Source organism: Streptomyces sp. NPDC026301 (genome assembly GCF_055567935.1).
Map to the genome: position 1 here is coordinate 637,079 of NZ_JBVHPN010000001.1, position 25,282 is coordinate 662,360.

The 25,282-nt window shown below is 72.0% G+C and carries 20 protein-coding genes; 3 read left to right on the forward strand and 17 right to left on the reverse strand.

Annotated features, from left to right (window positions below):
* Positions 1 to 22 precede the first annotated feature (22 nt).
* From ACZ4MH_RS02785 to ACZ4MH_RS02840, 12 genes are all read right to left on the reverse strand, one after another.
* Positions 23 to 2,005: a pectinesterase family protein gene (locus ACZ4MH_RS02785; protein ID WP_351599752.1), complete on the reverse strand. Its 1,983-nt coding sequence runs from the start codon at positions 2,003 to 2,005 to the stop codon at positions 23 to 25.
* Between the two features lie 37 nt (positions 2,006 to 2,042).
* Positions 2,043 to 3,608 carry a glycoside hydrolase family 43 protein gene (locus ACZ4MH_RS02790; protein WP_351599751.1) on the reverse strand — a complete coding sequence of 522 codons (1,566 nt, stop codon included), beginning with the start codon at positions 3,606 to 3,608 and terminating at the stop codon, positions 2,043 to 2,045.
* On the reverse strand, positions 3,605 to 4,459 hold the full coding sequence (locus ACZ4MH_RS02795; RefSeq protein WP_351599750.1) for a DUF6807 domain-containing protein: 855 nt from the start codon (positions 4,457 to 4,459) through the stop codon (positions 3,605 to 3,607). The genes ACZ4MH_RS02790 and ACZ4MH_RS02795 overlap by 4 nt, the downstream gene beginning before the upstream one ends.
* The gene (locus ACZ4MH_RS02800; RefSeq protein ID WP_351599749.1) at positions 4,456 to 5,643 is read right to left on the reverse strand and encodes a Gfo/Idh/MocA family protein; all 1,188 of its coding nucleotides are present in this window, start codon (positions 5,641 to 5,643) and stop codon (positions 4,456 to 4,458) included. The genes ACZ4MH_RS02795 and ACZ4MH_RS02800 overlap by 4 nt, the downstream gene beginning before the upstream one ends.
* On the reverse strand, positions 5,640 to 6,518 hold the full coding sequence (locus ACZ4MH_RS02805; protein WP_351599748.1) for a carbohydrate ABC transporter permease: 879 nt from the start codon (positions 6,516 to 6,518) through the stop codon (positions 5,640 to 5,642). Before ACZ4MH_RS02805 ends, ACZ4MH_RS02800 begins: the two co-directional genes overlap by 4 nt.
* The gene (locus ACZ4MH_RS02810) at positions 6,515 to 7,453 is read right to left on the reverse strand and encodes a carbohydrate ABC transporter permease (RefSeq protein WP_351599747.1); all 939 of its coding nucleotides are present in this window, start codon (positions 7,451 to 7,453) and stop codon (positions 6,515 to 6,517) included. Before ACZ4MH_RS02810 ends, ACZ4MH_RS02805 begins: the two co-directional genes overlap by 4 nt.
* A 256-nt stretch (positions 7,454 to 7,709) precedes the next feature.
* Positions 7,710 to 9,431, reverse strand: a complete 1,722-nt coding sequence (gene araD, locus ACZ4MH_RS02815; protein ID WP_351599746.1) for an L-arabinonate dehydratase — start codon at positions 9,429 to 9,431, stop codon at positions 7,710 to 7,712.
* On the reverse strand, positions 9,428 to 10,339 hold the full coding sequence (locus ACZ4MH_RS02820; RefSeq protein WP_351599745.1) for a dihydrodipicolinate synthase family protein: 912 nt from the start codon (positions 10,337 to 10,339) through the stop codon (positions 9,428 to 9,430). The genes araD and ACZ4MH_RS02820 overlap by 4 nt, the downstream gene beginning before the upstream one ends.
* Positions 10,336 to 11,004 (reverse strand): GntR family transcriptional regulator, encoded by a 669-nt coding sequence (locus ACZ4MH_RS02825; RefSeq protein WP_351599744.1) that lies wholly within the window; start codon positions 11,002 to 11,004, stop codon positions 10,336 to 10,338. Before ACZ4MH_RS02825 ends, ACZ4MH_RS02820 begins: the two co-directional genes overlap by 4 nt.
* A gap of 161 nt (positions 11,005 to 11,165) precedes the next feature.
* Positions 11,166 to 11,999: a pectate lyase gene (locus ACZ4MH_RS02830; protein WP_351599743.1), complete on the reverse strand. Its 834-nt coding sequence runs from the start codon at positions 11,997 to 11,999 to the stop codon at positions 11,166 to 11,168.
* An 86-nt stretch (positions 12,000 to 12,085) separates the two neighbouring features.
* Positions 12,086 to 12,814 (reverse strand): hypothetical protein, encoded by a 729-nt coding sequence (locus ACZ4MH_RS02835; protein WP_467753860.1) that lies wholly within the window; start codon positions 12,812 to 12,814, stop codon positions 12,086 to 12,088.
* Positions 12,811 to 13,350, reverse strand: coding sequence for a SigE family RNA polymerase sigma factor (locus tag ACZ4MH_RS02840; protein ID WP_351601846.1), 540 nt, complete (start codon positions 13,348 to 13,350; stop codon positions 12,811 to 12,813). The genes ACZ4MH_RS02835 and ACZ4MH_RS02840 overlap by 4 nt, the downstream gene beginning before the upstream one ends.
* 164 nt (positions 13,351 to 13,514) lie before the next feature.
* Between ACZ4MH_RS02840 and ACZ4MH_RS02845 the strand changes: the two genes are divergently transcribed.
* Complete coding sequence (locus ACZ4MH_RS02845) at positions 13,515 to 15,392, forward strand: rhamnogalacturonan lyase (RefSeq protein ID WP_351601843.1); 1,878 nt, start codon at positions 13,515 to 13,517, stop codon at positions 15,390 to 15,392.
* Positions 15,393 to 15,394: 2 nt separating this feature from the next.
* Here ACZ4MH_RS02845 and ACZ4MH_RS02850 read toward each other — a convergent pair whose 3' ends face one another.
* Genes ACZ4MH_RS02850 through ACZ4MH_RS02870 form a run of 5 tightly spaced genes read right to left on the reverse strand, consistent with a single transcriptional unit; the run spans position 15,395 to position 21,901 of the window.
* Positions 15,395 to 18,145 (reverse strand): exo-rhamnogalacturonan lyase family protein, encoded by a 2,751-nt coding sequence (locus ACZ4MH_RS02850; protein WP_467753867.1) that lies wholly within the window; start codon positions 18,143 to 18,145, stop codon positions 15,395 to 15,397.
* Positions 18,146 to 18,174: 29 nt separating this feature from the next.
* The gene (locus ACZ4MH_RS02855; RefSeq protein ID WP_351593106.1) at positions 18,175 to 18,792 is read right to left on the reverse strand and encodes a hypothetical protein; all 618 of its coding nucleotides are present in this window, start codon (positions 18,790 to 18,792) and stop codon (positions 18,175 to 18,177) included.
* 9 nt (positions 18,793 to 18,801) lie between these two features.
* Complete coding sequence (locus ACZ4MH_RS02860; RefSeq protein WP_351593108.1) at positions 18,802 to 19,653, reverse strand: carbohydrate ABC transporter permease; 852 nt, start codon at positions 19,651 to 19,653, stop codon at positions 18,802 to 18,804.
* The gene (locus tag ACZ4MH_RS02865; protein ID WP_351593111.1) at positions 19,650 to 20,606 is read right to left on the reverse strand and encodes a carbohydrate ABC transporter permease; all 957 of its coding nucleotides are present in this window, start codon (positions 20,604 to 20,606) and stop codon (positions 19,650 to 19,652) included. Before ACZ4MH_RS02865 ends, ACZ4MH_RS02860 begins: the two co-directional genes overlap by 4 nt.
* Positions 20,607 to 20,617: 11 nt before the next feature.
* Positions 20,618 to 21,901 (reverse strand): ABC transporter substrate-binding protein, encoded by a 1,284-nt coding sequence (locus tag ACZ4MH_RS02870; protein WP_351593114.1) that lies wholly within the window; start codon positions 21,899 to 21,901, stop codon positions 20,618 to 20,620.
* 184 nt (positions 21,902 to 22,085) lie between these two features.
* On the opposite strand from ACZ4MH_RS02870, the gene ACZ4MH_RS02875 reads away from it, so the two are divergent.
* Complete coding sequence (locus ACZ4MH_RS02875) at positions 22,086 to 24,266, forward strand: S9 family peptidase (RefSeq protein WP_351593117.1); 2,181 nt, start codon at positions 22,086 to 22,088, stop codon at positions 24,264 to 24,266.
* Positions 24,267 to 24,299: 33 nt separating this feature from the next.
* On the forward strand, positions 24,300 to 25,202 hold the full coding sequence (locus ACZ4MH_RS02880) for a LysR family transcriptional regulator (RefSeq protein WP_351593120.1): 903 nt from the start codon (positions 24,300 to 24,302) through the stop codon (positions 25,200 to 25,202).
* The last annotated feature ends 80 nt before the right edge of the window (positions 25,203 to 25,282 follow it).

Here is a 25,282-nt window from a genome sequence, read left to right on the forward strand (position 1 = left end):
CTTTTCTCGTGATGGGAGCGGGTCAGCCGCGGTACGGGTCCCAGCCGTCCGCGCCGTTCAGGTAGTCGGCCACCTCGTGGCGGGCGGCCTCCGCGTCGCTCAGCTGCGGCCGGTCGGCGGTGACGGCCGCGCCCGGCCCGGCATTCCGGTACTCGCCGAAGCGGGCGTCCCGCCAGGAGAAGCCGCCCATGTCGGTCCACGGCGCGGACTTCACGGCTGCGGGCAGCTCGGTGTCGCGGATGAGGACCTGGCCGATCGCGTCCGGCTCGCCGCCCGGGTGCCAGGGGCGGCCGAGGTGGAAGGTCCCGGCGGGCGCGTCGCTGACGATGCGGGAGTCGGTGATGAGGATGCCGTACGGATTGTTCTTCCAGGTCGAAGCGGCGGCGATGTAGCCGTTGTTGGTGTTCGAGCCGCGGCTCAGCGCCTTGATGACGGAGCGGTCGATGACGGTGGTGGCACGCCCGTAGAGGAAGTCGACGTCGCCCTCGATGTACGCGTCGCGGAGGTAGACCCGGCTGACGGTGTCCAGCTTCGGGCTGTCCGTCATCAGCGTGTCCTGGTTGCCCTTGAAGGCGGTGTCCTCGAAGACGATCCGGTCGCCGGTGGTCTTCATGGCGAGCGCCTGTTCGCTGTTCAGGTCGTGCGCGGCCTCGTCGAAGTCGTTGACGAAGGTGAGGTGACGCCCCGTCACGTCGTGCGCGGCGATCAGCACGGTGGCGCTGCCGGACGAGCCGCCGTACTCGTTGGGCGTGTCGTACACGATCACGGTGTCCGCGCGGTCGTCACCGGTGCCGAGGAGGGTGAGGTACGGCTTGGTGGCCGGGATCCGCACCTGCTCGCGGTACGTACCGGGCGCGAGCGCCAGCGTGACCCGGCCGTCGTTGCCGGCCGGCACCGCGTCGACCGCCGCCTGCACGGTGGGGTAGTCGGCGGGGACATGGAGGACGGTGTCGGTGCCGAGGGTGCGCTGCGGGCCGGAGAACTTCTTCACCAGCGCGGGCACGGCGGCGGCCGGGTCGGGCCGGTAGGGGTAGAAGGCGTGCGGGTCGAAGGCGGTGCCGCGGGTGTCGTGCCGCCCTGTCGTGTTTTTGAGGACCGAGCCGCGCTGCACGAGTTCGGCGGTGTCGTCCGCCTGGTAGGGGTGCTGAACGCCGTCGTAGTAGCTGTTCTCGATCACCATCTTTGTGCGGCCCCGCGCGTAGTTCCCGTACGACCAGACCGGGTCGCCGTCGTCGACCTGCGCGGAGAGGTAGTTGTTGTAGAGGTGTGCGTACGCGCAGTTGTCGGCGGACGGATTGCGCTGCTTGGTGCCGTGGAACCAGTTGTGGTCGATGGTGATCTGCGTCCGGACGTCATCGGTCCAGCCGATGCCGAACGCCTTGTTGTGGGTGTCGAAGCGGTTGTAGGAGACGGTGAGGTACTCGCTGTTCTTGCGGACGTCGAGCAGTCCGTCGCCCATGTGCGTGAACCGGTTGTGGTCGATCCAGACGTGGTGCACCGAGTCCATCTGGATCGCGTCGAAGTCCTGGGTCTTGCCGTCCCAGTCGCCGTCGACGTAGGAGTCGCGGATGGTCAGGTTGCGGATGATGACGTTGTGCGTGCCGGGGTTCAGATGCAGCTCGCCGTGGACGATCTCGCCGCTGGTGCCGACGCCGACGATCGTCTTGTCCGAGGCGACGACGATGTCCGAGCCGAACGGCGCGACCTCGATGGCGGCGGCGACGCGGATGACGTAGGGCTCGTCGGCGGCGGCGTACTTGGCCAGGTCGGCCTGGGTGCGGACGGTGACGACCCGGCCGCCGGCGCCGCCGGTGGTGCCGCCCGCGAGGGAGGCGAAGCCGTGTGGGCGGTCGGCGGAGGCATCGTGGGCGGCGGTGGTGGCAGGTGGCCGGGGTGGTTCGGCGGCCCCGGCGGGGGCCGGCGCCCCCAGGCCCAGGGCCGCCGCGAGGGCGGCCGTGGCGGCCAGGGCTCTGTCCGGCAAGCGCTTGCTACGGAGGTACGGCATGGCGGCTCCCACAGGCGTACGGACAAAAACGGTGGCCTCAGTCGGCCTGATCGCAGGTGAGGCGGAAGTGCGTGAAGAGCGCGGCGCCGGGGCGGCGGGCATCGGCGGGGGCCGTGGCGAAGAGCCCGAGCAGGGCGCCGACCCAGCGCCATGGCGTGGCGGCGAAGACCTGCCCGTACGGCGTCCACCCGTCGCCGGTGTCGGCGGCGAAGCGGCAGCGGGCGCCCGGCCCGACGGCGATCCGCAGCCGGGCCCGGCCGTCCGGCGCGAGCCGTGCATGCGCGGCGTCCCGCTCCCGCTCGGCCACGGACTCCGCGAACCGGTGGACCAGCCGTACGGTGCCGTCCGCCGCGCGCTCCAGCCCGATCCAGCTGAAGGCGTCGCCGAGCACGGTGAGCCCGGCCTTGGCGCCCGGCTCGGTGCTCTCCAGCCGCAGTTCGACCTCGGCGGTGGCGGGGCGTGCGGGCAGCCGCTGGGTGAGGACGTTAGGCAAGCGGCGCAGGTCGTGCGCGTCGGGGGTGCGGACGCAGGTCAGCCGCAGCCCGTCACCACTGTGGGCGGGCGCCCAGCCGGCCGCGGGGTTGGCGGTCCACTGCCACTGGCGGCCGTGGCGCCCGCCGGGGAAGTCGTCGTCGGTGGCCGGCGCGGCAGGCGGCTGCGGCGGCAGCGCCGGCTTCCTGTGCACCCGTACCGGGCTGCCGCACGCGCCGATGACCGGCCAGTCGTCCGCCTCCCACCGCATCGGCTGGAGGTGCGCGAGGCGCCCGTACGCGCCCTGCTCCTGGAAGTGCACGAACCAGTCCTCGCCGGCCGGGGTGCGCACCCAGCCGCCCTGGTGCGGGCCGTTGACGTCGGTGTCGCCCTGGGCGAGGACGACGCGCTCCTCGTACGGTCCGAAGAAGCCGCGCGAGCGGAAGGCGCCCTGCCAGCCCGTCTCCACTCCCCCGGCGGGCGCGAAGATCCAGAACCAGCCGTTGTGCCGGTAGAGCTTGGGGCCTTCGAGCGTGAACCAGCCGGGGATGCGGTCGGCGTCGACGAGGGTGGTGCCCTCGTCGAGCAGCCCGGTGGCGTCGGTCCGCATCCGGTGGCCGGTGAGGCGGTTCTTGATACCGGAGCGGGACTTGGCCCAGGCGTGCACGAGGTACGCGGCGCCGGTCTCCGCGTCCCACAGCGGACAGGGGTCGATCAGGCCCTTGCCCTCCTTGAGCAGGTGCGGCCGGCTCCAGGGCCCGCGCGGGTCCTCGGCGCTGACCTGGAAGATCCCGTGGTCGGGGTCGCCCCAGAAGATCCAGAACCGGCCGTCGTGGTGCCGGATCGAGGGCGCCCACACGCCGCAGTCGTGGCGCGGCACGGCGAAGGCGGCGGCCGGTTCGAGGCGGTCCAGTGCGTGGCCGATCAGGGTCCAGTTGACCAGGTCGCGGGAGTGCAGCAGCGGCAGCCCGGGGGCGCGGCCGAAGCTGGAGGCGGTCAGGTAGTAGTCGTCGCCGACGCGGACGAGGTCGGGGTCGGACCAGTCGGCGGCGAGGATCGGATTGCGGTAGGTGCCGTCGCCGAGGTCGGCGGAGAAGCGGGCGGCGCCAGTGAGCCGGTCGTCGGCCGTCATGCCGTCACCGCCTTCCTGGCCAGCGCGGCGGCCTCGTCGCGGTGCAGGCGGCCGTCGGCGACCACGGTGACGATCCGGCGGACGACGGTGTCGCCCGGGGGTAGCAGTAACCGCTCCTCGTAAGCCAGCGAGGAGCCGACCCCCGGGTAGTCGGTGGTGCGCACGAACCAGGGGTCGCTGCGGGTCGGACCGGTCGCGCCGGCGAAGACCAGCGTCCAGTCCCGGCCCGCGAGCGCCAGCCAGTCGGCGCGGCTCTCGTGCACGGCGGCCTCGCCGTCGGCATCCGCGGTGAAGACGGCCGGGGCCGCGGCTCCTTCAGGCGCGCGCCAGAAGAAGCCGCCGTACGCGGCGCCGGGGCGGCCGTTGGTCGCGGGGCTGCCCAGGGAGAGCGGGCCGGGGGTGGTGTTGGTCAGCGAGAAGGTGAAGTCCAGCGCCCAGGCGGTGTCGGTCAGTTCGGTGGCCGCAACGGTGCGGCGCTCGCGCAGCAGCTCGTGCTCACCCGCGCTCCAGCTCAGCTCCTGCACGAAGCCGTCCGGGTCGCACAGGTTGAAGCCGGTGTGCCGCTGCACGCCGTGGTTGTCGAGCGCGGTCGGCCCGCGGTCGCGTACGTACGTCCGGCCGCCCCAGAAGTTGTGCCCCGCCACGTCCGGGACCGCGACGCCCACGCCGAGGTGGTGCGGGTGGTCGGCGGGCATCAGCGCGGTGACGGGCGTGCCGCGCAGGGTGGTCACGGGGTGCAGGTAGGGGCGCGGCGCGAGCCGGGCGGGGAGGCCTGGCCGGTAGGCGTACCGGGCGACGGGCCGGCCGGTGCAGCACAGGGCCAGGGCCGGAGTGTGATCGGTGACGGTCATCTGGAGCGCGCCTCCTCCGGGAGCGCCCACGCGGCGCCCAGTTCGGAATAGAGGGACAGGGTGTCGGCGCCGGCGGCCACGAGGCCGTCGATGCCGGGGACGACGCGGCGGAGGGTGCTCCCGCCGGCCGTCGTGCCGGTGCCGGGTGCGGTGTGCCAGGCGTCCGGCGGCAGCGCCACCGGGTCCGGGGCGCGCCGGATCGCGTCGAGTACCCGCATGAAGGCGCCGGTGGCGGCGGGCGGTACGAGGAGCGGCGTGCCGCGGGTGAGGTGGTCGGCCAGGTTCTCCAGCAGGTCGGTGCGGCCGTGCACGCTCTCCTCGGGGCCGTGCCCGGTGCGCTGCACCAGGACGCGGTCCTGCTTGTACCAGAAGGTGATCCGGCCCCGGGTGCCGTGCACCACGACGTACGGCTCGGCGGCCGTCTCGGCGCACAGGGTGGCGGCGACCGTGACGCGGCCGCCGTGCGCGGTGGTGACGCGGACGCAGGAGGTGTCGTCGGACTCGATGTCGTGGGCGCGGAAGAGCTCGCTCTCCACGTCCGCGACGTCCTCGGCGGCGGTGCTGCCGTCGAGTGCGAGGGCGGTGGCGACGGCGTGCGCGAGCGGGTTGGTGAGCACGCCGTCGAGCACGTCGGTGCCGCGCAGCCTGCGCCGTCCGGCCCAGGGCGCGCGGTGGAAGTACGCCTCGTCGCGCACCCAGGCCCCGGCCGCGCCGATGCCGGCCGGCTCGCCGATGGCGCCGTCGGCGACCAGGTCGCGGATGGCGGCGACGGCGTGCGAGCCGAGCGACTGGAAGCCGATGTTGCAGGCCACGCCGGCCGCCGCGATGCCGTCGGCCAGCCGCCGGTATTCGGTGTACGAGGGCGCCGGCGGCTTCTCGACGAGCAGGTGGACGCCGCGCCGGGCGGCGGTCAGCGCGAGGTCGGCGTGGGTGGGGATGGGGGTGCAGAGGACGGCGATGCGGGCGCCGGTGACGGCGAGCAGGGTCTCGAAGTCGTCGGACTGCGCGACGGGGCCGAGCCCGTCGAGTTCGGCGGCGGTCAGCGGGGCCAGGTCGCAGACCCCGGCGAGGCGGACGCGGCCCTGCCCGGCCAGCCGGCGAATGTTGGCCAGGTGCCAGCGGCCGTGGCCGCGGGCGCCCACGAGGACGACCGACAGCGGTTCTTCCGTACCGGGCCCGCTCATCCCTTCACCGCCCCCGCGCTGAAGCCGGTGATCAGCCACTTCTGGATGTACGCGAAGACGATCACGACGGGCACCGCCGCGATGACGCCGCCGGCGGCCAGCGCGCCGAGGTCGACGCTGTCCGCGCCCATCAGGGTGTTCAGACCGACGGGGATGGTCTGCTTCTCCTGGTTGCTGAGGAACATCAGCGCGAAGAGGAAGTGGTTCCAGGCGTGCACGAAGGCGAACGAGCCGACGGCGACCAGGCCGGGCCGCAGCAGCGGCAGTACGACCGTGCGGAAGGCCCGGAAGCGGCCGCAGCCGTCGACCCAGGCGGCCTCCTCCAGGGAGTACGGCACGTTCCTGATGAAGCCGCTGATCAGGATCATCGAGAGCGGCAGCTGGAAGACGGTCTCCGCGATGACGACGCTGCCCAGCGAGTTGATCAGCTGGAGCTGGGCGAAGATCTGGAACAGCGGCACCAGCAGCAGCGCTCCGGGCACGAACTGGGAGCACAGCAGGGCCAGCATGAAGCCCTTCTTGGCGCGGAAGTCGAAGCGGGCGAGCGCGTAGCCGCCGGCCAGCGCGACGACCGTGGTGAGCACCAGGGTGGCCACGGCGATGAGCACGCTGTTCTGGAAGTACGTCGCGAAGCTGCGCTCGGTCCACACCTTCGCGAAGTGCTCGAACGTGATCGGCCAGGGCACCAGCGAGGTGGAGCCGGCCGGGCGGAGCGCGAAGAGCAGGATCCAGTAGAAGGGGACGAGCGTGAAGAGGAGGTAGAGCGCGAGCGGGAGGTGGGTCTGCCAGCGCGGTGCCTGGTCCCAGGCGCGGCGGCGCTTGACACTCACCTGCGCGGTTCGCACGTGCGCGGTACTGACTTGGGCGGTGGTCACTTGTCGCCTCCTCCGAACTTGCTCAGCCGCAGGTAGACCATCGAGCAGCAGAGCAGGATGACGAACGCGACGGTGGTCAGCGCGGACGCGTAGCCGAAGTTGTGGGCGTCGACGGAGGTGTTGGCGATGTACAGCGGCAGGGTGGTGGTCTCGCCCGCCGGTCCGCCGCCGGTCAGGGTGTAGAGCAGGTCGACGTTGTTGAACTCCCACACCGCGCGCAGCAGCGTGGAGAGGATGATGGCGTCCTTCAGGTGCGGCAGGGTGATGTGGACGAACTGCCGCAGCCGGCTCGCGCCGTCCACCTCGGCCGCCTCGTAGAGGTCCTTGGAGACGGACTGCAGGTCGGCGAGGATGAGGATGGCGAAGAAGGGCACCCCGCGCCAGAGGTCGGCGACGATCGCGGCGGGGAAGACGGTGGCGGTGTCCGAGAGCCAGGAGGTGCCGTACTCCCCGATCCCCGCGTCGGCGAGGTAACGGCTGAGGCCGGTCTGGGAGTTGTAGAGCAGTACCCAGATCGCGGAGGTGAGGACGCCGGAGACGGCCCACGGCGAGAAGACCAGCGCGCGGGCCAGTGCCCGGCCCGCGAAGGTCTGGTTGACGATCAGGGCCAGGGCCAGGCCGAACAGCAGCTGCAGCCCGACCTCGACGACGACCCACTTGAGGCTGAAGGTCAGCGTGCCCCAGAACTGGGGGTCGCTGGTGAAGATCTCGGTGAAGTTGTCCAGCCCGGCGAAGCCGTTCCGCCAGGGCTTGGTGGGGTTGTAGTGCTGCAGCGAGGTCCAGAAGACGCTGAGCACGGGGTAGGCGATGAAGCCCAGCATCAGCAGCCCGGCGGGCGCGATCAGCAGGTACGGCAGCCGGCGCGGGGTCGCTCCGGTGCCGCGGCGGGGTCTGGCTCTGGGCGGTGACTCGGCCACGGCTGCGGCTTGGGCCATGACTCTTTCTCCGTTCTCGGGAACGTTCGATGGCCGGCCGTACGGTCGTCCTGCCGTACGGGCGGTGCGCGGCGGCGCCGGAGGAGGGCGGCTCAGCGCCTGTGTCTAAACCCCGGTCGGATAGCGCGCGTCGTCTGGTGCGTGCTATCGCAAGGCGCCGGAAGGTCCTCGTAGCGGAGCTACTAGGGCCTTTTGGCAACGCCGCGAGAGTGCGTGCCAGGCGGCGGGCGCCCGGCCGGGGTTTAGACACAGGCGCTCAGCCCGCGTACGGGTCCGGGACCTTGCCGGGGCGCGCGAGGAAGGCGAAGTCGCAGCCGGTGTCGGCCTGGGTGATCTGTTCGGTGTACAGCGCGCCGTACCCGCGCTCGTACCGCTCGGGCGGCGGGGTCCAGTCGGCGCGGCGGCGCGCCAGCTCCGCGTCCGGTACGTCGAGCCGCAGCGTGCGCGCCGCGACGTCGAGGGTGATCGGGTCGCCGGTGCGTACGAGGGCGAGCGGGCCGCCGACGTACGACTCGGGCGCCACGTGGAGCACGCACGCGCCGTAACTGGTGCCGCTCATCCGGGCGTCGGAGATCCGCACCATGTCCCGCACGCCCTGTTTGAGCAGGTGGTCGGGGATCGGCAGCATGCCGTACTCGGGCATGCCCGGGCCGCCCTTGGGCCCGGCGTTGCGCAGTACGAGCACGTGGTCGGCGGTGATGCCGAGCGACGGGTCGTTGATGGTCCGCTGCATCGTCCGGTAGTCGTCGAAGACGACCGCGGGCCCGGTGTGCTTCAGGAGCTGCGGCTCGGCGGCGATGTGCTTGATGACCGCGCCGTCGGGGCAGAGGTTGCCGCGCAGGACGGCGACCCCGCCCTCCTTCGCGACCGGGTTGTCGCGGGTGCGGATCACGTCGTCGTCGTGGACCAGCGCCCCGGCCAGCTGCTCGCGCAGCGTCGGGTGGGCGACGGTGGGCCGGTCCAGGTGGAGCAGGTCGGTGATCCGGGAGAGGAAGCCGGGCAGGCCGCCGGCGAAGTGGAAGTCCTCCATGAGGTACGGGCCGCCGCCGGGGCGGACGTTGGCGAGCACCGGCACCGTGCGGGCGATCCGGTCGAAGTCGTCCAGGGTCAGCCGTACTCCGGCGCGTCCTGCCATCGCGATCAGGTGGATCACGGCGTTGGTGGAGCCGCCGAGCCCGAGGACGGTGGTGACGGCGTCCTCGAACGCCTCGGCGCTCAGCAGGTGCGACAGCCGCACGGCCCGGCGTACGAGGTCGACGATCCGCATCCCGGACGCGGCGGCCATCCGGTCGTGCCCGGAGTCCACGGCGGGGATGCTCGACGCGCCCGGCACCGTCACGCCCAGTGCCTCGGCCGCGGCCGTCAGCGTGGACGCCGTCCCCATGGTCATGCAGTGCCCCGGCGAACGGGCGAGCCCGCTCTCCAGCTCGGCCATTTCGCAGTCGCCGATGAGGCCCGCGCGCTTGTCGTCCCAGTACTTCCACATGTCGGTGCCGGAGCCGAGGACTTCGCCGCGCCAGTGGCCCGGGAGCATCGGCCCGGCGGGCACGAAGACGGCGGGCAGGTCGACGCTGGCGGCGCCCATCAGCAGCGCGGGCGTGGACTTGTCGCAGCCGCCGAGCAGCACCGCGCCGTCCACCGGGTACGAGCGCAGCAGCTCCTCGGTCTCCATGGCCAGCATGTTGCGGTAGAGCATCGGGGTCGGCTTCTGGAAGGTCTCGCTCAGGGTCGAGACGGGGAATTCGAGCGGGAAGCCGCCGGCCTGCCACACGCCGCGCTTGACGGCCTGGGCGCGGTCGCGCAGGTGGGAGTGGCAGGGGTTGATGTCGGACCAGGTGTTGAGGATCGCGATGACCGGCTTGCCGAGGTGTTCCTCGGGCAGGTAGCCGAGCTGCCGGGTGCGGGCGCGGTGGCTGAAGGAGCGCAGCCCGTCCGTGCCGTACCACTGGTGGCTCCTGAGCTCCTCCGGGCGTCTCATATCGGCCATCCGGCGGCGAGGGCGGCGACCTCGGCGCGCGCGTCCTCGGGCAGCGGCCTGCTCGGCGGGCGGACGTCGCGGCGGCACAGCCCGAGCGAGGCCAGGGCTTCCTTGACCACGGTCACGTTGTCGGCGGAGCCGTTCGCGCCGCGCAGCTCCTCGAAGCGGCGGATCTGCTCCCAGACCTTCATGGCGGCCGGGTAGTCGCCGGAGCGCAGGGCCCGGAGCATGTTCAGGGAGATCGCCGGGGAGACGTTGACGAGCCCGGAGGTGAAGCCGGTCGCGCCGGCCGAGAAGTACGAGGGGGCGTACGGCTCGGCGAGGCCGGCGATCCACACGAAGCGGTCGAGGCCCGCGTCCCGCGCGAAGGCGGCGAAGCGTGCCGCGTCCGGCACGGCGTATTTCACGCCGATGACGTTCGGGCAGGCGTCGGCGAGTTCGGCGAGCCGCAAGCCGCTCAGCGCCGCGTTGCGCAGGTACGGGACGACGCCCAGCTCGGGCACGGCCTCGGCGATCGCCCGGTGGTAGTCGACCCAGCCGCCCGCCGAGACGTAGGGGTGGACGGGCTGATGGACCATCACCATCTGTGCGCCGAGGTCGCGGGCGTGGCGCGCGGAGGCGATGGCGGTCGGCACGTCGTGGCCCACGCCGACGAGGATCGCGGCCCGCTCCCCCGCCTCCTCGACCGTCAGCTCGGTGACGGCGCGCCGCTCGTCGGGGGTGAGGGCGTAGTACTCGCCGGTGTTGCCGTTCGGCGTCAGGGTCCGCACCCCGGCGTCGAGCAGGCGGCGCAGCACCGCTCGGTGCGCCGCGGTGTCGAGCGAGCCGTTCCCGGTGAACGGGGTCACCGGGATGGCCACGACGTCGGCGAGCGCCGCCCGCTGGGTCTCGTATGCGGCCGCTGTCATGCCTGCGCTCCCTCTGCGGTGGGGGCCTCGTCCGCCTCGGGGAAGGCCCGGGCGACGAACGAGGCGATGTGGTCGTGCACCGCGCGGGCCGCGCCGTCGGCGTCACCGGCCGTGACCAGCCGGAGGATCTCCTCGTGCTCGGTGGCCTCCCGCTCCCAGGACGGCACGGCCGCCCAGGCGACGGTCGAGACGAGCGCCGCCTGGTCGCGGACCTCGTCGAGCATCCGGGACAGCAGCGGGTTGCCGCAGGGCAGGTACAGCGCGCGGTGGAAGTCGCGGTTGGCGAGCGACCGGTCCGCCGGGTCGGCGGCGTCGGCGGCGCGTGCCAGGGCCGTGCGGGCGTCCTCGACAGAGGCGGCGCTGCGCACGGTACGGCGGACCGCCTCCGGCTCCAGCAGCAGCCGCACGTCGTAGACCTCGCGCGCCATGGTCGCGTCGACCATCCGCACGGTGACGCCCTTGTACTGGCTCATGACCACGAGTCCGGTGCCGGCGAGGGTCTTCAGCGCCTCGCGCACCGGCGTCTTGGAGACCCCGTACTGGGCGGCGATCTCGGTCTCCACCAGTGGCTGGCCGGGGCTCAACTGCCCGGTGAGGATGCGGTGTTTGACCGCTTCGAGCACGTACTGCGTGCGGGAAGGGATCGGGGCGGGGGCGAAAGTCATGGCGGCCGCTCTCAGTTCTCGTATCTCGCGCATCACGTCTCATATACGACGTATGAAGTACGACGCGATGAAGCTAGAGCCCCACAGGAGGTTCGTCAACGCTTCTGACACAAGAACTCGTGAGAGAACGGCCGCCACGGACGATCTGACGGAGCGTCGGGTCAGTTGTACGAGATGTCGGACGCGGAGTAGCGGCAGTACGTGCCGTCCGGGCCGCTGCCCGTTTCGACCGGCTCGTCACCGTTGTCGTTGCCCGTGTAGCGCACGCACGGCTTGATCTTCTTGCTGCTGTCGCCGTGGATGCGGACGCTCTTCAGCGTCGCGGTGTCCCCGTAGTTGGTGTTGATGCCGACCAGGGACTTGCCCGGGGCCGTCACGTCCACGTCGCTGACGCTGATGGTGCGCTTGTACTGGGTCGAGCAGTTGCCGCAGCTGCGCACGAGCTTGCCGAAGTCGGAGACCTGGAAGCCGCTGATGTTCAGCTTGCCCGCGCCGTTGAACTGGAAGACCTTGTCGTCCGCCTTCATCGCGCCGCCGCCGGTGACCGTGTACGTCGCGCCGGAGGAGGTGCCCTTGAAGGTGGCGGCATCCTCGCCGACGTCCTCCCACCACACGTTCTGCAGCGTGCAGGTGCCCGAGCAGTGCACGCCGTCGGCGGCCGGGGAGCCGATGACGACGTTCTTGAGTACCGCGCCGTCCTTCAGTTTGAAGATCGGGTCCTGGCCCTCCTCCTGGCCGTCGCCGCCCAGGTCACCGCTGCCGTAGTAGCGCTTGAGGCCGCCGTCGTAGGTGCCGGACACCTCGATGGTCTTGCTGACCGCCTGGCTGCCGCCGGGCGTCGGCCAGGCGGCAGCGGCGCCCGCGCTGCTCAGCGTCGTGCTGGTGACGAGGGCCGCGCCGGTCAGCCCGAGCGCGGCGATCCCGCCGGCCACGGCCCTGCGGCGGTTGAGCGACCTGCGGTGGCGGCCGGCGGACCGCTTTTCTGCTGATGTCATGTCCCGTTTCCTTCGGTGGGGGTGAGACTTGCGTCGTCTGGTCGCCACCGGAGGCGGAAGGGGTTGCCGGGCCGGAAGAGGTTTTTTCAGCGGCCGTGCGGGGCGAAGTCGCCACGTACTGCCAGCTGTTCACCGCCTGACCGTGCGGAGGCCGTGTAGGTGTCGGCGCCGGCGTCCCGGCCGCCGCGGGCGTGGTCGTACTGCCCCGCGAAGACGTGCGTGCCCGCGGGCACCGTCCGCCCCCGCTTGAGCCGCCAGCGGTACACGAGGAAGCCGTCCTCGGTGTCCGTACGGAAGGTGAAGTCGCCCTCGGGCAGCGTGCGCCAGGCGCCGGTCGATGTCACCCCGCCGGTGCGCGCGATCCGCAGCTCCACGGTGAGGGAGGTCAACGGCGCCGTTGTCTTCAGGGTGACGTTGCTCTGGGCCCAGTACGTGTTGCTGTGCGGGTCGACGGAGCCGTCGCTCCAGAGCGGACCGTCCTCGGTGCGGAGACCGCGTGGCGGGGTGCTGGGTGCGGGCGGGGGACTGTGCGTGGGCGGGGCGCTGTGCGCGGGTGGGGCGAGGGGGCCGGGCCGGTCGCCGCCGTCCTGCCCGCGCAGTACCACGGACGCGCCGTAGCCGCCCGCCGCCAGGACCGCCGCGACGGCCGCCGTGGCGCCCGCGACGCGCAGCCACGGCGCCGCCCCGCCGGACCGCCGCGGGTCCGGCGTCCCGGTCGCCGCCATGCCGCGCTCGACCCGGGCGAGCATCCGCTCCCGGTCCGGCCGGTGCGCCGCGGCGGCCTCCCGCAGCCGCCGGCGCAGGTCGTCGTTCACGCACGCCCGCCGATCAGTTCCGTAGTGGTACGGGGGCCCAGCAGCCGTTCCAGCTGCGCCATCCCCTTGGACGTCTGACTCTTCACCGTACCGACCGAAATGCCGAGGGCGAGCGCGGTCTCCCGCTCGGACAGATCGAAGGCGTGCCGCAGCACGACGCAGGCCCGCTTGCGGAACGGCAGCGTGCGCAGCGCCTGCTGGACATCGACCACGGCGGGCACGTCCGGCGCTTCGGCGTGCTCGGAGCACTGGGCCCAGAACAGGGTGATGCGGCGGCGCTCGCGGATCGCGCTGCGGATGTGGCTGCGGGCCAGATTGGCCACGACGCCCCGGGCGTACGCGGCCGGGTGGTCGGCCGCCCGGACGCGGTCCCAGCGGCGCCAGAGGGCGACCAGCGCGTCGGCCGCCAGGTCGTCGGCCCCTTCGGCGTCCCCGGTCAACAGCCGTGCGAGCCGGGCGAGTTCGGCGTGGTGGCGCTCGAAGAACGCGCGGAACTCCGCGGCGGCGTCGGCGCATTCGACCGCTGGTCCGTCCACGGATCCGGTCACCCACCCCTGCGTTGCGTTCGGCATTTCGGCCACCCATCGGAAATTCGAACACAGGCTAGGGGCGCCGCGATGGCCTGACAAGCGGCGGCAACCCTTGGGGGCCCGGCGCCCACCTCGGTGCAACGGACAACCCCCGTACCGCAGGAGGCACCATGCAGCATCCGCACACCGTCCCCCGCCGGCGCAGACTCCGCCGCGCCCTGGTCACCGCCGCCGTGACCGGCGCGCTCGCCGCGGCGGGGCTCGCCGCGCTGCCGGGCACCTCGGCCGCCGCCACCGCCCGCCAGGCGGAGAAGCTGGACCGCGGCGTGGTCAGCGTCCACACGAGCAGTGGCAACCTGATCAGCTGGCGGTGGCTGGGCACCGACCCGGACGCCGTCTCCTTCAACGTCTACCGGTCCGGTACGAAGGTCAACTCCACCCCCGTCACCGACTCCACGAACTATTTCCACGCCGGCGCCCCCGAACAGGCCGACTACACCGTCCGCGCGGTCGTCGACGGCAAGGAGCAGGGCGACTCCGTGCATGCCGTGCAGTTCCGCGCCGGGTACAAGGACGTGCCGATCACACCCCCGGCGGGCGGCACGACCCCGGACGGCGTGGCGTACACCTACGAGGCCAACGACGCGTCGGTGGGCGACCTCGACGGTGACGGCGCGCTGGACTTCGTCCTGAAGTGGCAGCCGACGAACGCCAAGGACAACTCCCAGTCCGGCTACACCGGCAACACGATCGTCGACGGCATCAAGCTCGACGGCACCCGGCTCTGGCGCATCGACCTCGGCCGCAACATCCGCTCGGGCGCGCACTACACCCAGTTCCAGGTCTACGACTACGACGGCGACGGCAAGGCCGAGGTCGCCATGAAGACCGCGGACGGCACGGTCGACGGTCAGGGAAAGACGATCGGCACGGCCTCCGCCGACCACCGCAACGGCAGTGGATACGTGTTGTCCGGGCCCGAGTACCTGACCATGTTCAACGGCCGCACGGGCGCCGCGATGGGCACGACCGACTACGTGCCCGCGCGCGGCAACGTGGCGTCCTGGGGCGACAGTTACGGCAACCGCGTGGACCGCTTCCTCGCCGGAACGGCGTACCTGGACGGCTCCCGGCCCTCGCTGATCATGGCGCGCGGCTACTACACCCGCAGTGTGATCGCCGCCTGGGACTGGCGCGACGGCGCCTTCACCCGCCGCTGGACCTTCGACACCGACTCCTCCACCAACAAGGGCAAGGGCTACGACGGCCAGGGCTCGCACAGTCTCTCCGTCGGTGACGTGGACGGCGACGGCAAGGACGAGGTCGTCTACGGCGCGATGGCGGTGGACGACAACGGCAGCGGCCTGTGGACCGCGAAGACCGGGCACGGAGACGCCCAGCACCTCGGCGACCTCGACCCGGGCACGCCGGGCCTGGAGTACTTCAAGGTCTCCGAGTCCAGCGGTCAGCCCGCCGAGCTGTACCTCGACCCGAAGAGCGGCGCGGTCCGGTGGAAGCTCGCCGCGTGCTGCGACAACGGGCGCGGCGTGGCCGGCGACATCTGGTCCGGCAACGCGGGCGCCGAGATGTGGTCGGCCTCCGACACCCAGGTACGCGACGAGGCGGGCGCCGCCAAGGGCCGCGAGCCGTCCTCGGCCAACTTCCTCAGCTGGTGGGACGGTGACACCACCCGCGAACTCCTCGACGGCACGCACATCGACAAGTACGGAACGGACGGCGACACGCGCCTGCTGACCGGTGCGTCGGTGTCCTCGAACAACGGCACCAAGGCGACGCCGGTGCTCTCCGGCGACCTCCTCGGCGACTGGCGCGAGGAGGTCGTCTGGCGCACCTCCGACAACCGCAACCTGCGGATCTACGCCACGCCCCACGAGACCGGCACGAAGATCACCACGCTGCTCCACGACACCATGTACCGCACCGGCCTGGCCTGGCAGAACTCCGGTTACAACCAACCGCCCCACCCCAGCTTCTTCTTGGGCGGCGGCATGGCGACGCCGCCGCGCCCGCTGATTCAGACCCCCTGACCTCAGCCGGGCATCCGGTCACCCAGCAGTGCCAGGTTTTCGATGGCGGCGAGGCCGTACAGCGCTGTGTCGTTCGTGTAGACCCAGTTGGCCTCGCTGCCGGGGACGAGGGTGACCGGCCCGGTGACCTTTTCCGTCTTCCAGGGCGCGGATTCCTGGTAGCCGTCGGAGTGGTAGAACTTGTCCCACGCGCGCCGGGCGAGCTTGTCGTCGTCCGTGCGGTGCGCGGCGTAGGCGTCGAGGCGCGAGTGGCCCTGGAAGAGGATCAGGCTGCCGAAGTCGGCACCGTAACGGGCCTTCTGCTCGGCCTTGGTGGCGTTGAAGTAGCGGCAGTAGTCGAGGTACGCCTTCTCGAACTTCTCGTTGTCGACCAGGTCGATCAGCTCGGCGCACAGTTCGTTGAGGCCGAAGACCGCGGAGAGGTGGGAGACGCTGACGGCCGGCTTCTCGGCGACGGCGAACTTCCCCGTGTCCAGGTCGTACAGGCCGCTGCCCTGCACGAAGCCGTTGGGCTGCGCCGCGATGGTCTCCATGGTGGACAGCACCCGGGCCTTGGCCTTCTCCCACTTGGGGCCGCGGCGCTCCCACTCGGTCAACCAGGCCGAGACCAGGCCCGACCAGTCGGTGCCGAAACCGATGGAGAGGGCGTGCCGGTCGGGCTTGTAGTCGGGGTCGGGGCGTACCTTGCGCTGCGGATCGAGGACGAGGAACGTCTCGTCGGAGTCGACGTTGGCGTGCATCAGGTCGCCGACCCGCTCGTCGGCGGTGAGGAAGTAGTAGAAGCGGCGGTAGGTGGTGTTGGCGATGCGCTGCTGCTTGGCGCTGTCGGCGTAGTGCTGGACGCCGTGCCGGGTGCCGAGCCCGGCCCATTTGCCGAGGTGGTAGACGTCGACCTCGCCGGTGTGCCGGGTCATGGCCTCGGCGAAGCGGAAGATGTCCGCGCGGCCCGAGCGCAGATAGGCGTACCAGAGCCAGAGGTCGGGCGAGAGTTCGGAGTTGTCCCAGGCGTAGCCGCCCACGTCGTAGCGCCACTGGTGGCGGGCCGGGTCGTAGGAGTGCATCACGTCGCCGTAGTCCCAGAAGCCGTACCAGCGCCGCATCTCCACCTGGTCCTTGTAATAGGTGAAGAGGAAGTCGAGATGGTCCTCGATCTTCGCCTTGGCAGGCGTGGTGCGGTCGGGCTCGGAGTAGAGGCCGGGACCGAAGACGCCGGCGGTGATGAACTGGCGTGGCGGCGCAGCCAGTTGGGGCAGCCGGCGGACCGTTTCCACCTGGCGGGCCAGCGCGTCGGCGGCGGGCGTGGCGTCGTGGGCCCAGAAGAGGAGTTCGCTGGTGCGGGCGATGCCGTACGGGGTGCCGAACTCCGGCTCGTAGTCCTCGTAGGTGATCTCCAGCCCGTTCAGCTGCTTCTCGTACGTGTCCTGGCCCATGCCGTCGTGGTAGAAGCGCAGGTCCATGGGCTGGGCCTCGGGCGACCAGAGCCAGAGGGTCACCTCGGCCTCGTCGGTCTGAGCACCCCGGATGTCGAGCCCGGCCGGGTGCTTCTCCCAGAAGTCGCGCAGCCCGAAGCCGAGCCCGCCGCTCGCGCCGCCGACGTAACCGAAGCCGGAGGCGCGGCGGCCGCCGCCCGCCGCGATCCAGCCGTGGCCCTTCTTGGTGCGCTTGCGCACCGTGAACCCGTCGGCGGAGAGCTGCGAGAGCGTGTAGTCGCCCCACTCGGGGATGAGCTGCAGCCGGCTGGTCACCCGCTGGTCCCAGGTGGCCGGGTCTGGCAGCTTCTTCCCCTCGAACTGGGCGGCCTGCACGGCGGCCCCCGGGTCGCGGCGCAGCCCTGTGACGCCCTTGACCGCCTCGCGCAGCAGTCCGGTGCCGTCGCCGCCGATGCGGATGTGCCGGTCGTACGTCTCGTCGCGCATCGGCACGGTGAAGCGCACGCCCAGCCCGCGGATGAAGTCCCCGCTCGCCTTGCCGGGCTCCTGGGTCCCGTCGTACGTGATCGTGTGCACCATGCGGAAGGAGTCGGCGCCCGCGTAGAAGTACAGGCGGATGGAGAAGGGCAGCCAGGAGCGGTGGCCGCGGCGGTGCGTGCCGTCGATGCGGACGACCGCCCGGACCAGCCCGTCCTGTTCGACCGTCACCTCGCCGATGGCGCTCTCGAAGCGCTCGTACTTCTGGGTGCCCTGGTCGCCGTCCTCGAGCTCGCCCTGGCGCAGCAGCACCAGCCGGCCGTCCTTGGCGATCTCGGTGGCGCCCCGGCGGACGGACTTCACGAGCGTGGCGCCGCTCGTGCCGATCCGGGCGGTGAGGACGCCGGTCGCGACCTCGACGGTGCCGCCCTTGCGGTCGACGGTGACCTTCTTGGCGGGCGCTGCGGGGGTACCGGCCTTCAGGGTGTACTTCTCGGCGGCGGACTGCGGTCCGATCGCGTGCGCGGTCCACTTCAGCGAGCCGTCCGGCCAGTACGCCAGCGGCCAGGTCTGGACGGGGACGGACGCGCCGCCGTCGTCGGTGAGCGTGAACGTCTGGTCCTTGGCGTACGCGCCCTTCGGCCACGGCACGCCGAGCGTCGAACCCGGCGCCGCGCCGAGCCCGCCGTCCTCCAGCCAGCTCAGCTCGACGGGGCCGCCCGCGGCCTGCTTGCCGGCCGGGCCTGCGGCGTGCGCCGGTGCGCTGCCGAGCGCCCAGCTGAACTGGGCGGCGGCGCCGGCGACCGCGGCCGCCTTCAGGAGGGCTCTGCGGGGGATCGGGGACATCGTTGTTCCTTTCCGTTGGCTGGTCGAGATCAGTGGTGACGCCGCGCGTACCGCTCCTCCACCGCGAGCGCCGCCGCGGTGAGGGCGCCGAGCACCGGGACGGCCAGCGGCGGGCTGAACCAGGCGGAGAGTGCCACCACGGCCACCCCGCCCACCAGGAGGAACGAGCCGGCCGGGTCGAGGACCGTGCGCCGGCCCGCGGCGGCGAGCAGCGCCCGCCAGGACGCCCCCGGCTCCCAGACGGCGGCCGCCCGCAGCCCCGCAACGGCGGCCCCGCACAGCGCGAGGAGGCCTGCCGCGCCCACGAGCGGCCCGCCGGGCACCCCGCCGCGTACCGCCGCCAGGTCCAGCCACGCCAGCCAGCAGGCGACCCAGCCGCCGAGACCGACGAGCCAGCCCCGGCGGGCCGCAGCGCGGACATCGGCCGCGAACTCCCGCAGCCCGGAGGGCTCGTGCGCAAGGTGGCGCCGCAGGTGGCGGGCGCCCGCCGCGAACGCCGCCGGATACGTGACCAGCGGCAGCGCGGCCAGGCCGATCCACACCCCGGTCAGCAGCGCCTCGGCGAAGAGCCCGAACCGCTCCCGGAACGGCGACTCCCCGGCCTTCCCTCGCGTCGCCGCCGTGCGTGTCCCGCTCGCCGTCGTCATGGCCGGCCCTCAGCCCTTCAGCCCGGACGTGGCCATGCCGTCGATCAGGTACCGCTGGAAGGCGAGGAAGAACGCCAGCACGGGCAGCAGCGCCACCAGCGCCATCGCGATCATGCCGCCGTAGTTGGCCACGCCCTCCTGGTCCCGGAACATCATCATGCCGAGCGAAACGGTGTACTTGGCGGGCTCGTTGAGGTAGATCAGCGGGCCCATGAAGTCGTTCCAGGCGTTGATGAACGTGAAGATCGCGCTGGTGATGAGGGCCGGGCGGCACAGCGGCAGCACGACCGACCAGTAGATCCGCAGGTGCCCGCAGCCGTCGAGCCGCGCCGCCTCGTCCAGCTCGCGCGGCAGGCCGCGCATGAACTGCACCATCAGGAAGACGAAGAACGCCTCGGTGGCCAGGTACTTCCCGAGCAGCAGCGGTACATAGGTATTGATCAGCCCGAGCTTCTGGAACATGACGTACTGCGGGATCAGCAGCACGTGGTACGGCAGCAGCAGCGTGCCGATCATCAGCGTGAACATCAGCCCGCGCCCGGCGAACCGCACCTTGGCGAACGCGTACGCCGTCAGCGAGGCGGAGAAGAGCACACCCACGACGGAACCCACCGCATAGAACAGCGAGTTGCCGAAGAAGGTGGTGATCGGGATGTCGGCGATGCCGTCGGCCAGGCCGCGGAAGTTGTCGAGCACGGGCCGGACCGGGAACAGCTCCAGGCTGCCGACGATCTCCTTGCTGGGCTTGAACGCCGCGCCGATGACCCAGACCACCGGGTAGAGGACGACCGCGAGGACCGCCAGGGCGCCGAGGTGCCAGGCGACACCGGAGCGCGTACGGGACGTGCCGACAGCGCTCATCGGGCCGCCTCCTCGTAGTGGACCCACCGCTTCTGCGACCAGAACAGCACCGCCGTCACCAGCGCCACGGCGAGCAGCAGCATCCAGGCCATCGCGGAGGCGAAGCCCATCTGGGCCTCCTTGAAGCCCTTCTGGTAGAGGTAACAGGTGTAGACAAGGGTCGAATCGGCGGGGCCGCAGCTGGTGTTGGAGACGACGTACGCCGAGCCGAAGATCTGGAATGCGTGGATGGTCTCCAGCAGGACGTTGAAGAACAGCACCGGGGAGATCATCGGCAGGGTGACGCTCCAGAACCGCCGCAGCGGCCCGGCGCCGTCCACCGCGGCCGCCTCGTACAGCTCGCGCGGCACCTGCTTGAGCCCCGCCAGGAAGATCACCATGGGCGCGCCGAACTGCCACACCGTGAGCGCCGCCAGGCAGTACAGCACCCACTCCGGGTCGCCGACCCAGCCGCCGACGTGCGTGCCGAGCAGCGACTGCGCGCGGTCCACGAGCGCGCCGTCGGAGAAGAGCGCGCGCCAGACGAAGCCGACGGTGACGCTCGCGCCGATGAGCGAGGGCGCGTAGAACGCCGCACGGTAGAAGCCCTGGCCGCGCCGGCTCCGGGCGAGCAGCAGCGCCACGCCGAGCGCCAGCAGCAGCTTCAGCGGCGTGCCGATGACCACGTACTTGGCGGTGACCTCGACCGACTTGCGCCACCGGGGGTCGGCGAACATCTTCGTGAAGTTGTCCAGGCCGATCCACGACGGGGTGTTGAAGAGGTTGTAGTCGGTGAAGGCGAAGTAGAGCGAGGCGATCATCGGGCCCGCGGTGAGCAGCACGAATCCGGCAATCCAGGGGGACAGGAAGAGGTAGCCGGCGAGATTGTCGCGGCGGCCGCGGCGCCGCACGGCCGCGGGGTTACGGGGCCGGGCCTGCCGCAGGCCCGGCGGGGAGTCCTTGACGAGCGTCACTGGTGTCTCCCTCAGCCGGCCAGCGCGGTCTTGGCCTCGGAGAAGAACTGCTGGATGGCGTCGGCGACCTTCGTCTTGCCCAGCCCCATGTCCTCCCCGATGCGCAGGAAGGCGGCCTCGACGGTGTCGGCGCCCGCGGGGTGCGGGGTGACCGGCCCGAGGACGCCGGCCGCGGCCGTCCGCTCCTCGTAGGCGGCGATCGACTTGTTCACCGGGTCGGTCGGTTCAAACGCTTCGTACTGCGCCTTGGTGGCGAGGACGCCCCGGTCGTAGCCCATGATCCGGCCGACTTCGGGGTCGTGCACCATGAAGTCGATGAACTGGGCGACCTGCTGGGGGTACTGGGTGCGGGCCGAGGCGCTGAGCATCAGTGACGCCAGGTACTGCCCGGTCTTCTTGCCGTCGGCGCTCGGGACGGGCGCCAGCCCGTACGTGCTGTCCCCTTCGGAGGAGTACCGCACCGAGAAGTTGTCCCAGGTGAACTCCGAGGCCGCGAGGCCGTCCGAGAGCGCCGACTTGGGCTTGAGCTGCACGACCTTCTTGGGGTCCGCGAGCAGTCCCGAGCCGACCCCGCTGCGGGCCTCGGTCCACCATTCCCGCAGGTCGGCCTCGTCGAAGCCCAGCCCGTTCTTCGTGAAGAACGCCTTGCCGTGCTGGCGCAGGTAGAGGTCGTAGAGGTACATCACGTTGTAGTAGCCGGTGTCGCCGGCCCGGTGCTGGGTGTCGCGGATCTTCTTCAGCGCGGCGAAGTACTGCTTCCACGTCCAGCCCTGCTTCGGTGCGACGCCGGCCTTCGCGAAGACCTTCTCGTCGATGACGAGGGACATCGTGTTGGAGCCGACCGGCACGCCGAGCAGCTTGCCGTCGACCTCGCCGGCCTTCTCCAGCCCGGACCGGAAGCCCGTCATCTTCAGGCGGCCCGCGTCGACCTGCTGCTTCAGGTCGAGCAGCACGCCCCGCTCTTCGTACTTGCGCAGGAAGGCGATCGCGTTCTGGAACACGTCCGGTGGATTGCCGCCGGCGGCCTGGGTCTGGAACTTCTCCCAGAACGCCACGTAGTCCTGGAAGTCGGTCTTCACCTTGATCTTGGGGTGTTTCTTCTCGAAGAGCCTGATGCTCTCGTTGATCCGCTTGGCGCGGTCGTCGGCGCCCCACCATGCGTACCGGATCGTGACGGTCCCGTCCGCCGATCCCCCGCCGGTGCCGCAGCCCGCCGCCGTCAGACCGAGGGCGGCCACCGAGCCACCCGTGATCTTGAGCAGGCCGCGCCGGTCAACTCTTCCGCTGGCACGCACAGTCCGTCCTCCGCACGTATCCCGGTGTCCCGAGTCCGTTCATTGAATCGTTCAAGGAAAGCGCTTGCTGCACAAGGTAAGGAGAGACCCTGCTGCGGTCAACGGGTTGGACTGAAGTGATGAATCGATTCACACACGGACTATTCACTGTCCGAGGCCGCCGCCCAGCCGATAGGACTCCTCCATGGACTCCAAAGACACTTCCGACAGCGCCGCCTTCCCTCGCCAATTCGCCCGCACCCGCCGCTTCTCGCTGGGCCTGCCACGGAACTTCACGCTCTCCCCCGACGGGCAGCGCGTCCTGTTCACCCGCACCGGGGGCGGCCGGGACCCGATCGGCCGGCTCTGGCTGCTGGCGGACGGCGCCGAGCGGCTGCTCGCCGACCCGACGGCGCTGGTGGGCGGCGGGGGCGAGGTACCGGAGGAGGAACGGCTGCGCCGCGAGCGGGCCCGCGAGCGCTCCGCCGGTGTGGTGGCGTACGCCACCGACCGCGCGGCGCGCCTCGCGGTCTTCGCGCTGGGCGGCGCCCTGTGGGCGGTGCGCACGGACGGCGGCGCACCCTTCTCCGTACCGGCAGCGGGACCCGTCGTCGACCCGCGCCCCTCCCCCGACGGCCGGCACATCGCCTATGTGACGGGCCGTTCGCTGCACATCGTGGAGGTACCGGACGCGGTGGCCGGTGCGGGTGCCGCCGGCCGGGACCGGCAACTGGCCGCCACCGAGGGCCCGGAGATCAGTTACGGGCTCGCCGAGTACTGCGCGGCGGAGTCCATGGGCCGGCTGCGCGGCCACTGGTGGTCGCCGGACGGCGCGCGGCTGCTCGTCGCGCGGGTGGACACCACACCCGTACACCGGCGGTGGATCAGCGACCCGGCACACCCCGACCGGCCGCCGCGCGCGATCCGGTACCCGCTGACCGGCACGGACAACGCGGACGTGAGCCTGTGGGTGTACGGCCTGGACGGCAGCCGTACGGAGGTGGTGTGGGACCGGGCGGCGTACGAGTACCTGGCCACCGTCGGCTGGGACGCGCACGGCCCGCTCATCGGGGTGCAGTCCCGGAACCAGCGCACGCTGCGCACCCTCGCCGTGGACCCGGACACCGGCGCGACCTCGCTCCTCGACGAGCGGACCGACCCCGCCTGGGTGGAGCTGGTGCCCGGCACGCCCGCCAGGACCGCGTCCGGCGCACTCGTGCGCACCCACGACGTGGCCGGCACCCGGCACCTCGCGGTCGGCGGCAAGGAGGTCACGCCGGCCGGCCTCCAGGTGCGCGAGGTGCTGGGCACGGAGGGCGAGCGGGTGTACTTCACCGCCTCCGACGACCCCGTGGAGACGCACGTGTGGTGCCACGATCCGGAGGCGACCGGGCCGGTGCGGCTGAGCGAGGGCCCCGGGACGCACAGCGCCGCGATCCGCGGCGGCACGGCGGTGTTCCACGGGCTGACCCCGGAGGGGCCGTACGCGGAGGTCCGCCGGACGGACGGGACGGAGACCTCCGCGGTGGCCGCCATCCGCTCCCTCGCCGAGGACCCGGTCGTCACCCCGCGCCCACGCCATCTCGTCCTCGGCACCCGGCAGTTGCGGGCCGCGCTGTACCTTCCCTCGTGGTACGAGCCGGGTGCGGGCCCGCTGCCCGTACTGCTCGACCCGTACGCCGGACCCGGCATGCAGCTGGCGGTCGCCGCGCGCGGCTGGGCCGCCTGTGTCTCGCAGTGGTTCGCCGAGCAGGGCTTCGCCGTGCTGGTCGCCGACGGGCGCGGCACGCCGGGGCGCGGCCCGGAGTGGGAGAAGGCGGTACACGGCGACCAGCTGACGCCCGCCCTGGAGGACCAGGTCGACGCGCTCCACGCGGCGGCCGAGCAGTTCCCGGACCTCGACCTGGACCGGGTGGTGATCCGCGGCTGGTCCTTCAGCGGGTTCCTGGCCGCCGCCGCGGTGCTGCTGCGCCCGGAGATCTTCCACGCGGCGGTGGCCGGTGCCGCGCCGACCGACCAGCGGCTGTACGACACGTACTGGAAGGAGCGCTTCCTCGGCCACCCCGCCGAGGAGCCGCAGAACTACGAACGGTCCTCGCTGGTCGGCCGGGGACATCTGCTGCGCCGCCCGCTGCTGCTGATCCACGGCCTCGCGGACGACAACGTCACGCCCGCCAACATGCTGCGGTTCTCGGCCGAACTGCTCGCCGCGGGTCGCCCGCACACGGTCCTGCCGCTGTCCGGCGCCACCCACGCCCCGGCCGACGACCGGGTGAACGAGAATCTCCTCCTGTTCCAGCGCGACTTCCTCCGGGACGCGCTCGCGCCTGGCCGGAACCCCGCCGGAACCCGGCCGCCCGGTCGGGGGCCCGGTCACCGCGCTTGAGCCGCGGTCACGCGCCCTGAGAAGGTGCGGCGCGTGGAACTGCGCCATCTCACCGGGTTCGTGGCCGTCGCCGAGGAACTGCACTTCGGCCGGGCCGCGGAACGCCTGCACATCGCCCAGTCCCCGCTCAGCCAGCAGATCCGGCTGCTGGAGCGGGACCTGGGCGCCGCCCTCTTCGACCGCACCACCCGCTCGGTACGGCTGACCGCGGCCGGCCAGGCCCTGCTGGAACCGGCCCGCAACCTCCTCGCCGACGCGGCCGCCGTGCGCCGTACGGTGCAGGCGGTCAGCCTCGGCGAGGCGGGCCGGGTCACTGTGGGGTACGCGGGCGCCAGCAGCTACGCGGCACTTCCGCCGCTGGCCCGCGCGGTCACCTCCGAATACCCCGGCATCGAGCTGTCCTTGCAGGGCCAGGTCTACTCCGGCGAGGCGCTCGGCCGGATCACCGACGGCACCCTGGACCTCGGCTTCGTCTCGCTCCCCGTGCGCCGCGGCATCCTCTCCCGGGTCGTCCGCGTCGAGCGGCTGGTCCTGGCGCTGCCGGACACCCATCCGCTGGCCGCGCGGGACGCGGTCGACGTCGCCGCGCTGGCGCGGGAGCGCTTCGTGACCTTCCCCGCCGCGCGCGGCTCGGCGGTGCGCGACGCGCTGGTGCACGCCTGTCACGCCGCCGGCTTCTCGCCGCGCGTCGCCCAGGAGGCACCGGACTCCTACAACCTGCTGGCGCTGGTCGGGGCCGGGGTGGGCGTGGCGCTGGTGGTGGAGTCGGCGCGCCACATCCGTCTGGAGCACGTGGTCCTGCGCCCACTGGCCGGCGAGGTGGCCCCGCTCCCGATCGCCCTCGCCTGGCGCGCGGGCAACGAGTCGGCGGCCCTGCACAACGTGCTGAAGGTCGCGGAACGGGTACTGCCGACACCGGGCGAGTACGTGCCGTAAGCGCCTGTCCTGAAGCCCGCGTCCGAAGCGCCCTGGTGGCGGGCGATTGTCCTCGATCGCGTCTCAATGGGGTGGCGAAT